Genomic DNA, 13,689 nt, shown 5'->3' with positions numbered 1-13,689 from the left:
GCGTCAGGCTTGCCGCTCCGCTGCCAAGACGAGTACGAGCCGTGTCACCGGCTCCTTGCCGCCGACGACCTCGAACTCGTACAGCCCCGGCTGGGTGGCGACACAGGTCGCCGCGAGCCTTCCGTCCTCGCCGGGCACCGGCTTCAGCTCCGGGTACAGGACGTCGCCGAGCCCGCTGACCTCCTTGGCGGTGCAGCTCAGCCCGAAGTCCCCGTCCCAGCCGGACACCTCGATGGTGAAGGGGGCGCCGGGCTCGACCCATTCCGGTGCGTCCAGATCGAACGTCCCGTCGCCGAGCATGGCCCCGAGCTCATCGGGGTGACGCAGGCCGCGCAGCATTCCGCACGCGTGGTCGATGACGGTGCGGCTGCGGGCGAGGGCGCCGTGCTCCTGGTAGACCGGCACCGGCCTCTCACCGGCACCCGGCAGATGCGCGGCGAACTGGTACACCGTGCCGTCGCCCTTGCGGTTCTCCCTGCGGGGCCGGCCGTCGGGGTGGAACAGCACGCGGTGGTCGCCGGGATCCCGATCGAGGATCGCCTCCATGCCCACGGCGGTGTCCCCCGCCATGTGATAGCTCTGCAGGGTGCGCTTGCCGAGGCCGACCACCATGCTGTGTTCGGGCAGGGTGATGCCCGCTCTGCCGTCCCGCCTGCGCAAGGAGTCCTCGACCAGATCGCGCCGGCCGCCCAGCGCCACCAGGTCGGCGGCGGTCGGCACCCGCGAGTCGGTGCCGAGGTCGAGCGCCCGGTAGGAGGGGAGCAGGTCGTACACGCCCGGCATCGTGCGTGCCGCGTCGCGCAGGACGGTTCGGGGCAGGGGGAGCGGTGCGCCCTTGCCGGAGTTGAGCATGACGGCCGCGTTCACCGATCCGGAGAAGGGGGTGCCGACGGTCATCACGGCCCGGATGTCGGGTCGGAGCCCGCCGCTGTGCACGAGTTCACGTACGAGGAGCCCGCCCATGGAGTGGGCGACGAAGACCAGCCGGGCCGGCCCGGCCTCGGGGTGCCGGTCGAGGTAGTGGCGGTGGGCGGCGTGTTGGCGCCAGGCTTCGAGGTGGCGCCGGGCCTGCCCGGCGAGCAAGCCTCCGTTGTGTTCGACCGAGAGCCGCCAGTCGTACGGGAACGGGAGGACCGCGCTGCGGTGTACGGCCGCGCGGCGCAACTCGCTGACGAGCTCGTTGTAGGGCTGCGCCGAGCCGAACCCCGGCATCCACTCGGCGACGTTCAGCACGCCGGTGGGCTCGATCCGCCCCGTACGCCCGGCGCGCTCCGCTTCGGTGAGGCCGAGCGCGCGGAGACGGCCCGCGTGCATGCGGGCGGTGTACTCGAAGAGGCGCCCGATTCCCCACAGTTGTTTGCCGCTCTCGACATCCTTGAGGGCGCTGCCCATGATGCCCGGCACGATGATCACGGCGTCGTGGAGACGCCGCTCGGGCGCCCGTAACCTGCTCATGCTCCACACCCTTCGAGCCCAGCCGCATGCTGCCCCCCTCGCGTCACTCCCGCGATGGCGGCCACGAGGCTAACACGGGGGATTGTGACGGACGCCACGCTTCGCACAGGCGGCAATGAGCCTCTTGGAGCACGGCAGTTCTCGGCCGCGCCCCCGTGCGCCCTGGTGCGTGGGGCGGCCTTCCGCTTCGAGGATCCGGGTGTCCCCGTTCGGGTGACGCCGCAGGCCGCCGGAGTCGGGCAGAGCCCCAGCTCGCATCGATTCTTCACCGCGTTCCGATACCAGCGGTGCGTGCTCCGTCCGCGTGACCACTCGGAATCATGCGGCGATGGTGTCGGCGGGCGTACGGACAGCCGGGCGGCGCCGGTCGGCGGACCGGTCGGCGGCCGGTCGGGTGGCAAGGGAAGGAAGACACTTGATGCGACGGGGTTTGCCGCCGGGCGCCGTGATCGGGCCGCCACGTGTTCCGGCCGGGCGGCCCGCAGGAGCAGCGCCGTGATCCCGGCGCAGCCCCGGCAGGCGGCCCGGGACGTGCAGGTCGTGGTCGTCGGGGCGGGGTTCTCCGGTCTCGGTGCCGCGGTCCGGCTGCGGCAGGCCGGGTTCCGCGACGTGGTCGTACTGGAGAAGGCGCCACAACTCGGCGGCACCTGGCGGGAGAACACCTACCCGGGCTGCGCCTGCGACGTGCCCTCGACGCTCTACAGCTACTCCTTCACCCCGGACACCGTCTGGAGCAGGGTCTTCGCCGGACAGCGGGAGATCCATGCCTACTTGCGGACCACGGCCGAACGCTTCGGACTCGGCGACGTGCTGCGCTGCGGAGTGGACGTGCGCGGCGCCCGTTGGGATCCGGCGGCCGCGCGCTGGCGGCTGGAGACCAGCGACGGGCCCTACAGCGCGGCGGTACTGGTCATGGCCACCGGGCCCTGGCACGTGCCGCGACGCCTCGACGTCCCCGGGATCGAGAACTTCGACGGGCCCGTGATCCACACCGCCCGGTGGGACCACGGCGTCGACCTCACCGGACGCCGGGTGACCGTGGTCGGCAGCGGCGCCTCCGCCGTCCAGGTCGTCCCGGCCATCGAGGCCCGGGCGGCGGCCGTACACCTCTTCCAGCGGACCGCCCCGTGGGTGCTGCCCAAGCCGGACCTGCCGGTACCCGCGGCGTTCAACCGGTGCCTGGACCGCTTACCCGGTGCCCGCAGCGCCTTGCGCGCCGGCCAGTACGCACTGCAGGAGGGCTTCGGCTACGCCTTCCGCCACCCGCCCGTCGCCCGCCTCCTGGAGGCCGGTGCCCGCGCACACCTGCGGCTCGCCGTCCGCGACCCGGAGCTGCGCCGGGCCCTCACGCCCGACTACCGGTTGGGCTGCAAGCGCCTGCTGACCTCCAGCACCTTCTACCCCGCGCTGGCCCGGCCGCACGTCCGCCTGCACCCCACGGCCGTGACCGCCGTACGCGGCAACGAGGTGGTCGGCGCCGACGGCACCACGGTCCGGACCGACGTCCTGATCGAGGCGACGGGCTTCCGCGTGGGGGAGCTGCCGTTGGCCGGGAGCCTGCACGGCACGGACGGGCGGACCCTCGACGAAGCCTGGGGCGGTGAACCCCAGGCGTATCTCGGCACCACCGTCAGCGGCTTTCCCAACCTCTTCCTGCTCCTGGGGCCGAACCTGCTCGGCGGCTCCACCTCCGCCATCACCGTCCTCGAAGCCCAACTGACCTACCTCACCGAGGCCTTGGCCCACCTGGACCGCAGCGGTCACCGAGCCATGCACGTCCGGCCGGCTGCGCAGGCCGCACACAACGCCGGGGTGCAGGAGGCGCTGGCGAACACGGTGTACAACGCGGGCGGCTGCACCAGCTACTACTTCAGCGCGGGAGGACGGAACACCTTCGCCTGGCCCTGGTCCACCGGGCGCCTCGTCCGCCGACTGAGCAGCTTCGACCCCGGCGCCTACTCCTCGGACGCCCCGGTCCGTCCCCTCTCCCTGCCCGCCCAGACAAGGCCCCAGCACGATGACGCCACCGCCACCGCCACCGCCCCCGTGACCGGAGAACAGCCATGACGCGACGCCCGAACGCGGGGAGCCGCTCCGTGCGTGTGCACGTGTTCGGACCACCCGGTAACGTCGATTACGTACGTTCCGCCCATACCGCCGCGGCATCGCCCGGAGGGCAGCCGTCGATCGGCAGAGGAACGGGATCACATGGCAGAGCACAGCTACCGCAACGGGACGGCAGTTGCCGGGGCCGGTCTGGCCCTCCTGGCAGCACTCGGCCCGACCTCGGCGGGCGCCGCCCAGCGGAATGCCGATACCGGTCCTGCCGCCGGGCCCGGTACGGCCGTCGCGTCACGCTTCGTGCCCGGTCCCTGCCCCAGACCGCCTGAGCCGATCGAAGCGCTGGCCACCGCCCGGTGCGGATTCCTGGAGGTCCCCGAGAACCGTGCCCGCCCCGGCGGCCGGACCATCCGGCTGGCCGTGGCGGTGATCCCGGCCACCTCGGCGAAGCCCGCCCAGGACCCCGTGGTGTTCATGGCGGGTGGCCCCGGTGGCGAGGTGTTCGATGACATCCCGTTCCTGGTCTCCTCCGGCCTGAACCGGGATCGCGAACTGATCGTCATGGCCCAGCGCGGCAATCTCTACGACAAGCCCAACCTCGCCTGCCCGGAGCTGGACCGCGTCTACGCCACGTCCGTCGGGCTCCCCTCCTACGCACCGCAGACGGAGCGGCTCACGCTCGACGCGGTGAAGCAGTGCCGGGCCCGCCTGACGGCCGACGGAACCGACCTGAGCGCCTACAACAGCACCGAGAACGCCGCCGACTTCGCCGACCTGCGCACGGCCCTCGGCATCAAGGAGTGGAACGTCTACGGCCACTCCTACGGCAGCAACCTGGCCCTGACCTACCTGCGCCTGCACCCCCAGGGGATCCGCGCGGTGGCCGTCGACTCCATCGCCCCTTCGCAGGACGTCTCCCTGCCCTTCGCCTGGGCCGGCGCCCGGGAGGGCCTCGAGAACCTGTACAAGGCCTGCGCGGCGGAGCCGGCCTGTAAGAGCCGCTTCCCGGACATCGAGCGCACGCTGAACGAGCAGGTGCGCAAGCTGGAAGCCCAGCCGCTGACGCTGGACGTCCGGCCGCCGCAGGGCGGAGACCCGGTGAAGGTCGTCCTCGACGGTGGCGCGCTGGTGAACCTGCTGGTGGCCAAGGCGATTCCGTTCGCCGAGGTCCCGGCGGCGATCGAGGAACTCGGCCGCGGCAACCCGCAGCGCTTCGCCCGGGCCCGCGCCGCCGGATCGGTCCCGAGCCTCGGTCAGTCCGCCCACGGCCTGACGAATTCGGTGGTGTGCGCCGAGTGGGTGCCGGACCACTCGGCGTCCGACGTGCTGAACGCGGGCCGCAAGGCGTTCCCCGACTGGCCGGACCAGGTCCTGGCCCAGGCGCCCCAACTGGCCTTCCAGGAGCAGGTGTGCCGTGTCTGGAACGTCCCGGACCGCACCGCCACGATGCGGGTGGCGCCCGTCAGCTCGGTGCCGACGCTGTTCATCAACGGGACGGGCGACATGAAGACCGGGGCGAGCTGGGCGCAGAAGACGGCCCGTGCGCTGCCCCGCTCGACCACCGTGCAGGTCCCCGGCATCGGGCACTGGGTGGTCCCGCAGTCGCCCTGCGCCCAGAAGGTGCTGGCATCCTTCCTCGCCCGTCCGACCGCGCCCGACACCGGCTGCGTCGCGGGCCTCAAGTGGGAACCGTTCACGATCACCCCGAAGTGACCGGGAGGGCACATGCCACGCCCACACGTACGACGGCTGCGCACCAGATCGGCCGCGGCGCCGACCGGAATCCTCATGGCCGCGGTCGTACTGGCCGGTGTCGCACACCCGCAGGCATACGCGACCGGCGACGACCGCGAGAAGCGCAGCGCGGACGTGCTCCAAAAGCTGGTGCCTTCTCCCGACGGCCCGGGCTGTGCGGCAGCCGTCGGCATACGCGGAAGCGTCGTCTGGGAGGCGGGGAGGGGGAAGGCCGATCTGACGACCGGGCGCGCCATCACCTCGAAGACGGTCTTCGACATGGCGTCCAACTCCAAGCAATTCACCGCGGACGCCGTCCTCTTGCTGGCCGGGCGGCACCAACTCGCGCTGGACGACCCCCTGTCCGACTTCCTCGACCATCCGCCCGCCTGGACGCGGGACGTCACGCTGGGCGACCTGATGCGTCACACCAGCGGCATCACCGACTACCAGGACCTGCTGGAGGCCAAGGGCATCGAGCTGACGGATCCGGCAGGCCAGAAGGAAGCGATCGCGGCCATCCTCGCCTCACAGCCGGAAGATCCGCCGGGCAAGCGCTTCTCGTACTCCAACTCCAACTACGTCCTCCTGGCGCATGTCGTCGAGAGGGTCACGGGCAAGCCGTTCCCGACCTTCCTGCAAGAGGAATTCTTCATCCCACTGCACCTGCGCATGACGTTGTCCCCGGCAGTGGACGTTCCCGGCAAGGCGAAGTCGTACGACGAGAAGGACGGCTCCTTCACTCCCAATTCCTCCCCCTGGAAGCAGTACGGTGACGGGTCCGTCCACACCACCCCCGGGGAATTCGTCCGCTGGGCCGACAATTACCGCACCGGTCGCATCGGTGGAACGGAACTGCTCACCGGGGTCACGGACGAAGCGGTGAGCGTGGGCGACGTCCTACGGCAGCGCGGGATAGAGGAAGGGCGGTACGGGGCCGGAATCCTCCTCCTCCCCGACAAGAGCCTGGTGCACCGCGGCGACTGGGAGGGATTCCACAGCACCTTCAAGGTGAGCCCGGACCGCAACACTGCCGTGACCGTCGCGTGCAACACGGATTCACCCGACAATTTCCGCGCGGCCAACCAATTGCTGGACATCTGGACCAAATGACGGGTGGCTGTCACCCGCCCTTCGGCGCCCGGGACAGCTGACCGGGCAAGCGAATCGTTGTAAGCTCCGGAGACCGCCCTTGACCTGCGGAAAGCAGGCAGGGAGCAGACATTCCGGGAGTTTCCACATGCTTCGTACCATGTTCAAGTCCAAGATCCACCGGGCCACCGTCACGCAGGCCGACCTGCACTACGTCGGGTCCGTGACCATCGACGCCGATCTGCTGGACGCCGCCGATCTGCTGCCCGGGGAGCTGGTCCACATCGTGGACATCACCAACGGGGCACGGCTGGAGACCTACGTCATCGAGGGGGAGCGGGGGTCGGGGGTCATCGGGATCAACGGGGCCGCCGCGCATCTGGTGCACCCCGGGGACCTGGTCATCCTCATCAGCTACGCGCAGGTCGAGGACGCCGAGGCGCGGGTGCTGAAGCCCCGCGTCGTGCACGTCGACGGGGACAATCGGATCGTCGAACTGGGCGCGGATCCCTCCGCCCCGGTGCCGGGTACGGATCAGGAGCGCAGCCCCCACGCGGTGGCTGTCTGAGGGGAGTCGGGGACCATGGCGATCGAGTTCACGGACGACCGCAAGGCCGGGCGGCTGCTGGCCGTCGAGGACGGGGCGGTGGTCGGGTTCATCGCGTACTTCGTGCTCGCCGCCGCGCCGCACGCGCTGGTGGCCGTGCACACCGTCGTCGAGCCGGGGCACGAAGGCCGGGGCATCGCCGGGGGGCTGGTGAAGACCTTCTACGGGATCGCGGCCGGCGAGGGCGTGCCCGTGGTTCCGCTCTGCCCGTACGCCGCGAGCTGGGCCGCCAAACATCCCGACCAGGCGCCCGAGGCGCCGGCCGAGGTCGTGGCCGCGGCGAAGGCGCAGCTCGACACCGACTCGGACCTGTGGTGAGCGGCGCGCGGCTGGTCCTGCTGCACACCTCACCCGCGCACGTTCCGGTCTTCGACGCGCTGAGGGACCGGTACCACCCGGGGGCCGTGCTGCGGCACCTGGTGGTTCCGGAGCTGCTGGAGCGGGCCCGCGTCGAAGGGCCGGAGGCGGTGGCTCCGGCCCTGCTGGAGGTGCTCGCCGGCGCGGGGGCCGGCCAGGCGCCCGTACTGGTCACCTGTTCGACGATCGGGGCGACCGCGGAGGCCCTGGCTCCGGAGCTCGGCGTCCCGGTGGTGCGCGTGGACCGGCCGATGGCGGCCGCCGCGGTGGCCGCCGGCGCGCGGATCGCCGTACTGGCCACCGTGGAGTCGACCCTCGCCCCGACCTGTGAGCTGCTGGCCGAGGAGGCCGGCGAGCGGCCGGTGACGATCCGCGGGCACCTGGTCGCCGGGGCCTGGGAGCGCTTCGCGGCGGGGGACGTCGCCGGGAACCTCGCCCTGGTGGCCGCTGCCGCCGACGCCGTCACCGACGCCGACGTCATCGTGCTGGCCCAGGCCTCCATGGCCGGCGCCGCGGATCTCGTCACGACCCGGATCCCGGTGCTGTCCAGCCCGGCCCCGGGCCTGGCCGCCGCCCTGGGGTAGGGGACGGGGCCAGGTGGGGGACTCGTAGGGGCATTCCCGTCGAAAGCGCGGGAAAATGGGTCGCATGGTGCGAAGAGTCGATGAGACGCAGCCGCCGGTACCCGAACCCGAGCCGTTCCCGGACCCCGGGCCGATCCCGCGCCCCGTGCCGCCCGTGCCCGGCCCCGTCCCGGAGCCGGACCCGGTGCCCGCGCCGCCAGGGCCCGCGCCCATCCCGCAGCCCGGGCCCTGGAGCTGATCGGAGCCGAACGGCTCAGTCCGTGCGGACCTCGGAGCGGTCGCCGCTCCAGAGGGTGTGGAACGAACCCTCGCGGTCGGTGCGCCGGTAGGTGTGCGCGCCGAAGAAGTCCCGCTGCCCCTGCGTGAGGGCCGCGGGCAGCCGCTCCGTGCGCAGCGCGTCGTAGTAGGCCAGCGAGGCCGCGAAGGCCGGCACCGGAATGCCCTGGCGCACCGCCGCCACCAGCACCGAGCGCCAGCCGTCCTGGGCGGCCCCGATCTCCTCGGCGAAGTGCGCGTCGGCCAGCAGGCTCGGCAGCCCCGGCTGCGCGTCGTACGCGGCCCGGATCCGGTCCAGGAACGCGGCCCGGATGATGCAGCCGCCGCGCCACAGCGAGGCCACCGCGCCCAGGTCCACGCCCCAGCCGTACTCCTCGCTGCCGGCCCGGATCTGGTGGAAGCCCTGCGTGTACGAGACGATCTTCGAGGCGTACAGCGCCTGCTCCACCTGGGCGGCGAACGCGTCCGCCTCCTCCGGGGAGAGCGGCACGGCCGAGGGTCCCGCGAGCCCGCGCGAAGCCGCCCGCAGGTCCCCGTGGCCCGACACCGCGCGGGCGAAGACGGCCTCGGCGATCCCCGACACCGGCACGCCGAGGTCCAGGGCGATCTGCACGGTCCAGCGCCCGGTGCCCTTCTGCTCGGCGGCGTCGGTCACGATGTCGACGTACGGGCGCCCGGTCGCGGCGTCCGTGTGCGCGAGCACCTCGGCCGTGATCTCGATCAGGTACGAGTCCAGACGCCCGCGGTTCCAGGCCCGGAAGGTCTCCGCGATCTTCGCGGGGGAGTAGCCGGCGACCTCGCGCAGCAGGTGGTAGGCCTCGGCGATGAGCTGCATGTCGGCGTACTCGATGCCGTTGTGCACCATCTTGACGAAGTGCCCGGCACCGTCGGGGCCCACGTGCGAGACGCACGGCGTGCCGTCCGCGGCCTTCGCCGAGATCTTCTCCAGCATCGGACCGAGCGACTCGTACGACTCGGCCGAGCCGCCCGGCATGATGCTCGGGCCGAGCAGCGCACCCTCCTCGCCGCCCGAGATGCCCGCGCCCACGAAGTGGATGCCCTGGTCGCGCAGTTCCTTCTCGCGGCGCCGGGTGTCCTCGAAGTGGGCGTTGCCGCCGTCGATGATGACGTCGCCCTCCTCCAGCAGCGGGGCGAACTCGCGGATCACGGCATCGGTCGGCTCCCCGGCCTTCACCATGATGATGAGGCGCCGGGGGCGCTCCAGCGCATCGACGAACTCCTTCGCCGACCCGGCCGCCACGAAGGTGCCCTCGTGCCCGAACTCCGACACGAGCGCCTCGGTCTTCGCGGCGGTGCGGTTGTGGACGGCCACGGTGAAACCGTTGCGGGCGAAGTTCCGGGCGAGGTTGCTGCCCATCACCGCGAGCCCGGTGACTCCGATCTGGGCTGTGCTGGTGCTCATGCGTGCGCTCCTGCGTGCTTCGGTGTGCGGGAACACCGACGCTACATCGAACGCCGCGCCCGCCGACCTCACCCTGGTCGAAGGAATGTCAAATTCCGCTGAAGAGCGCCCTGTTGCGCCCCTTGTCGTGTCCCGGCCGAGACGATTAGGTTGTGCGGTTCCTGATGTCTTCGATGGGGGCTCCCATGGGTGTACGGGGCCGGCACCGCCGGTATCAGCCGAGCAGCATCAACCGGGCCTCGCTCGCCGTCACCGCCGGCGGCGCCGGGATCGCGCTCCCGCTCATGGGAGCCGGAGCCGCCCACGCCGCCTCCGTGGACACCTGGAACAAGGTCGCCGCCTGCGAGTCGACGAACAACTGGCGCATCAACACCGGCAACGGCTACTACGGCGGGCTCCAGTTCAGCCAGAGCACCTGGCGGGCCTTCGGCGGCACCGCGTACGCCGCGCGCGCCGACCTGGCCACCAAGGACCAGCAGATCGCCGTCGCGGAGAAGGTCCTGAAGGGCCAGGGGCCACAGGCCTGGCCGAACTGCGGGAAGCAGGCCGGACTCAGCCGCAGCGCCCCGGCCCCCGCCGTCACGCCCGAAAGCAAGGGCCAGGGGCAGGGCGCGAAGGCCCCGGCGCAGCAGACGAAGGCCGCCGCCACCGGGCAGCAGGGCACCACGCCCCGCCCGACCGGGACTTCCGTCCTGCCGAACCCGTACGTGGTCGCGCCCGGCGACTCGCTCTCGGCGATAGCCACCGAACAGCACGTCGAGGGCGGCTGGCAGGCGCTGTACGAGACCAACCGGGCCACCGTGGGCGCCAATCCGAACCTGATCTTCCCCGGGCAGCGGCTCACCCTGCGCATCACCGCCGCACCACCCGCGCAGAACCCGGAGAAGCCGCCGCGGACGGCGGAACCGGTCAAGCCCGTGGAGCCGGCGGCGGAGAAGCCCGCCGACAAGCCGGCCGACGAGGCCGCGCCGAAACCGGCCGAGAAGCAGGCGGAGAAACCAGCCGAGAAGCCGGCCGAAAAGCCCGCCGAAAAGCCGGCGGCGCAGTCCGCCTCAGCGAAGGAGCAGCCGGCCGCGGGCGGATTCTCCGCCCCCGTCGACGCCGCCCTCGGCACCGCCTACCGCGTCTCCGGTTCCTCCTGGTCCAGCGGCTACCACACGGGCGTCGACTTCCCGGTGGCCACCGGGACCTCCGTCAAGTCCGTCGGACCCGGCTCGGTCGTCTCCGCCGGCTGGGCCGGTGCGTACGGCTACCAGGTCGTCATCCGGCACACCGACGGCCGCTACTCCCAGTACGCCCACCTGTCGGCGCTCGCCGTCAAGGCCGGCCAGCAGGTCTCCGGCGGCCAGCGGATCGGCCGCTCCGGTTCGACCGGCAACACCACCGGCCCGCACCTGCACTTCGAGATCCGCACGGGACCCGGTTACGGCTCCGACATCGACCCGCTCAAGTACCTCCGCGCCCACGGCGTCGGCATCTGACCCGCGCACGTGCGACGGCACGGCCATGAGCAGGACCAGGCCGGTCGCCGCCAGCACGGCGCTGGCCACCGCCGCCGCCGCGCCCGCCGTCCCGTACCGGAAGCCCTCGTCGAACAGCGAGATGCCGACCGCCGCCGCGACCACGGGGTTGACCACGGTCACCGTGGCCAGCGGCGCGGTCAGCCCCGCGCCCCGGTAGGCCGCCTGCGAGAGCAGCAGCCCGCCGGCCGCCAGCACCGCGATCGCGGCGAGGTCGGGCCACAGGGCGCCCAGTGCGCCCGGGCCGAAGCTCTCGGCCACCGACTTGGTGAACACCGAAGCCATGCCGAAGGCCGTACCGGCCGCGGCGGCCAGCAGCACGCTGCGCAGCACCGCCCGGTGCATCCGGTGCGCCGCCGCGAACAGCACCGCCACCCCGGCCGCGGTCAAGGCGAGCAGCAGGCTCCGCTCACCGCCCGCCAGGGACTGCGCCGCGCGCCCGTCCCCGCCGGTCAGGGCCAGCAGCCCGGCCAGGCCCGCCGTGGCCAGCACCGCGCCGCGCCAGGCCGCCGCGCCCGCGCGGCGGCCCACGAACACGGCCGCCATGGGCAGGGCGAAGACGATGGTGAGGGCGCCGAGCGGCTGGACCAGGCTGAGCGGCCCGTACGCGAGGGCCACCACGTGCAGCAGGGCCCCCAGGCCGTTCAGCCCGACCGCGACCCACCAGCCGGCCCGGCGCAGCGGAGCGTACGGCCGGTCCGGCGTGCTCGCCGCGACCCGTTCCTGGACGATCGCGCCGCCCGCGTACGCGACGGCGGACACGAGGCAGAGCAGGACCGACAGCGCCAGTGCACTCATAAGCTCCACAATGCCCGAGCGATCTACGCTATTCCTCCGCCCACAGGCGGTCACGGCTCATACTCCGGGCGTAGTACGGGAGTAGAGGACCGGCCAAACCCGACCGGGTGTGCGTGCGGTGACCGGACGCTCTCGGTCCGTGAGGACCGGGGCAGCGGGTTTGGACCCCGGGACGTGGGATCCGTACAGTTTCCCTTTTGGGGACCTCCGCAGCAGGCGGATGCGGACGAGTGAGCAAGGAACGGCAGCGGCCATGACGGTGACCGAAGACAGCCAGGAACACGGGCACGCCTACGGGCCGGGCATCGACCCCGAGCGGCTGGCCCTCTGTCTCAGCGTGCTCGACGAGCTGGACAAGCTCGACGTCGACCACCCCGACGCGATCACCGTACGCCGCGCCACCGCCGGCCTCTACCGCACGGTCAAGCAGCGCCGCCGCCAGGAGCGCCGCGCCGCCAAGACCGCCAACGACAAGGCCGTCACCGAGGCCACCGCGACCGGCTCCGCCGAACGGATCGACGACGAGACCGAAGGCATCCTGCCCTCCTCGGTCACGGAGGCCGGCCGGATCGCCGGAATACTCCAGCGCCCGCGCTCCTGCTACATCTGCAAGACGCGGTACGTCGAGGTCGACTACTTCTACCACCAGCTCTGCCAGGACTGCGCCGCCGAGAACCGCGCCAAGCGCGAGGCCCGCGCCGACCTCTCCGGCAAGCGCGCGCTGCTCACCGGCGGCCGGGCCAAGATCGGCATGTACATCGCGCTGCGGCTGCTGCGCGACGGCGCCCACACCACGATCACCACCCGCTTCCCCAAGGACGCCATCCGCCGCTTCAAGGCGATGGAGGACTCGGCGGACTGGATGCACCGCCTGGAGGTCGTCGGCATCGACCTGCGCGACCCGGCCCAGGCCGTGGCGCTCGCGGACCAGGTGGGCGAGGCCGGTCCGCTGGACATCCTGGTCAACAACGCGACGCAGACCGTGCGCCGCCTGCCCTCCGCGTACGCCGCGCTGGTCGAGGGCGAGGGCGCCCCGCTGCCGGCGGGCGAGCTCCCCGCCCACCACGTCATCGGCGCCTTCAACTCCGGCGCGGTCGACGGCCTGGCGGCGCTGCCCGTCGGAGTGAGCGGGCTGGAGGCGCAGAAGGTCGCCGACCTCGCCCTCGTCGCGGGCAACGCCAGCCTCGAACGGCACCTCGACGGCACCGCCATCGACGCGGGCGGCCTGCTGCCGGACGTCGTCGACACCAACACCTGGGTGCAGACCATCGACCAGATCTCCCCGGTGGAGCTGCTCGAGACCCAGCTGTGCAACTACACCTCGCCGTTCATCCTGATCAGCGCGCTCCGGCCGGCGATGGCCGAGGCCGCCCGGAAGGCGTCCAGCGGGCGTGCGTACGTGGTCAACGTCTCGGCGATGGAGGGCGTGTTCAGCCGCGGCTACAAGGGCGCGGGGCACCCGAACACCAATGCCGCCAAGGCCGCGATGAACATGGTGACGCGGACCAGCGGCCAGGAGATGTTCCAGACCGACCGCATCCTGATGACCTCGATCGACACCGGTTGGATCACCGACGAGCGCCCGCACTTCGACAAGCTGCGCCTCGCCGAGGAGGGCTTCCACGCCCCCCTCGACCTGGTCGACGGCGCCGCCCGCGTCTACGACCCGATCGTGCGCGGCGAGGCCGGCGAGGACCTGTTCGGCGTCTTCCTCAAGGACTACGCCCCCGCGAACTGGTAGGACGCCGGGCCCCCGGCCCCGGCCCCCCGGCTCCGGGCTCT

The 13,689-nt window shown here is 72.3% G+C and carries 10 protein-coding genes and 1 pseudogene; 8 read left to right on the top strand and 3 right to left on the bottom strand.

Annotation, left to right across the window (positions count from 1 at the left end):
* Positions 1-3: 3 nt before the first annotated feature.
* On the bottom strand, positions 4-1,455 hold the full coding sequence (locus tag ACFWBN_RS11290; protein ID WP_385174167.1) for an esterase/lipase family protein: 1,452 nt from the start codon (positions 1,453-1,455) through the stop codon (positions 4-6).
* 495 nt (positions 1,456-1,950) lie between these two features.
* Here ACFWBN_RS11290 and ACFWBN_RS11285 point away from each other — a divergent pair, with 495 nt between their 5' ends.
* From ACFWBN_RS11285 to ACFWBN_RS11260, 6 genes are all read left to right on the top strand, one after another.
* Complete coding sequence (locus ACFWBN_RS11285; protein ID WP_385174164.1) at positions 1,951-3,522, top strand: flavin-containing monooxygenase; 1,572 nt, start codon at positions 1,951-1,953, stop codon at positions 3,520-3,522.
* A 141-nt stretch (positions 3,523-3,663) separates the two neighbouring features.
* Entirely contained in the window at positions 3,664-5,229 is a 1,566-nt protein-coding gene (locus ACFWBN_RS11280; protein WP_385174161.1) for an alpha/beta fold hydrolase, read from the top strand.
* 12 nt (positions 5,230-5,241) lie between these two features.
* Entirely contained in the window at positions 5,242-6,363 is a 1,122-nt protein-coding gene (locus ACFWBN_RS11275) for a serine hydrolase domain-containing protein (protein ID WP_385174158.1), read from the top strand.
* Between the two features lie 127 nt (positions 6,364-6,490).
* Complete coding sequence (gene panD, locus ACFWBN_RS11270; protein ID WP_327418234.1) at positions 6,491-6,910, top strand: aspartate 1-decarboxylase; 420 nt, start codon at positions 6,491-6,493, stop codon at positions 6,908-6,910.
* Between the two features lie 15 nt (positions 6,911-6,925).
* Positions 6,926-7,267 (top strand): GNAT family N-acetyltransferase, encoded by a 342-nt coding sequence (locus ACFWBN_RS11265; RefSeq protein WP_385174155.1) that lies wholly within the window; start codon positions 6,926-6,928, stop codon positions 7,265-7,267.
* Positions 7,264-7,890 (top strand): aspartate/glutamate racemase family protein, encoded by a 627-nt coding sequence (locus ACFWBN_RS11260; protein ID WP_385174152.1) that lies wholly within the window; start codon positions 7,264-7,266, stop codon positions 7,888-7,890. The genes ACFWBN_RS11265 and ACFWBN_RS11260 overlap by 4 nt, the downstream gene beginning before the upstream one ends.
* 253 nt (positions 7,891-8,143) lie before the next feature.
* On the opposite strand, the gene gndA is transcribed toward ACFWBN_RS11260, so the two are convergent.
* Positions 8,144-9,589, bottom strand: coding sequence for an NADP-dependent phosphogluconate dehydrogenase (gndA, locus tag ACFWBN_RS11255; protein ID WP_385174148.1), 1,446 nt, complete (start codon positions 9,587-9,589; stop codon positions 8,144-8,146).
* 185 nt (positions 9,590-9,774) lie between these two features.
* Between gndA and ACFWBN_RS11250 the strand changes: the two genes are divergently transcribed.
* Positions 9,775-11,070, top strand: a complete 1,296-nt coding sequence (locus tag ACFWBN_RS11250) for a transglycosylase family protein (RefSeq protein WP_385174145.1) — start codon at positions 9,775-9,777, stop codon at positions 11,068-11,070.
* Positions 11,071-11,175: 105 nt separating this feature from the next.
* Here ACFWBN_RS11250 and ACFWBN_RS11245 read toward each other — a convergent pair.
* Positions 11,176-11,907 (bottom strand): annotated as a pseudogene (locus tag ACFWBN_RS11245) (DMT family transporter); the annotation flags it as partial.
* A gap of 253 nt (positions 11,908-12,160) precedes the next feature.
* Here ACFWBN_RS11245 and ACFWBN_RS11240 point away from each other — a divergent pair.
* Positions 12,161-13,648, top strand: coding sequence for an SDR family NAD(P)-dependent oxidoreductase (locus ACFWBN_RS11240; protein ID WP_385174142.1), 1,488 nt, complete (start codon positions 12,161-12,163; stop codon positions 13,646-13,648).
* Positions 13,649-13,689: the final 41 nt, after the last annotated feature.

The organism is Streptomyces sp. NPDC059989, from assembly GCF_042736975.1.
Lineage (GTDB): Bacteria > Actinomycetota > Actinomycetes > Streptomycetales > Streptomycetaceae > Streptomyces.
Note: the sequence above shows the minus strand (reverse complement) of the source record. Positions and strands in the feature narration are given on the sequence as shown.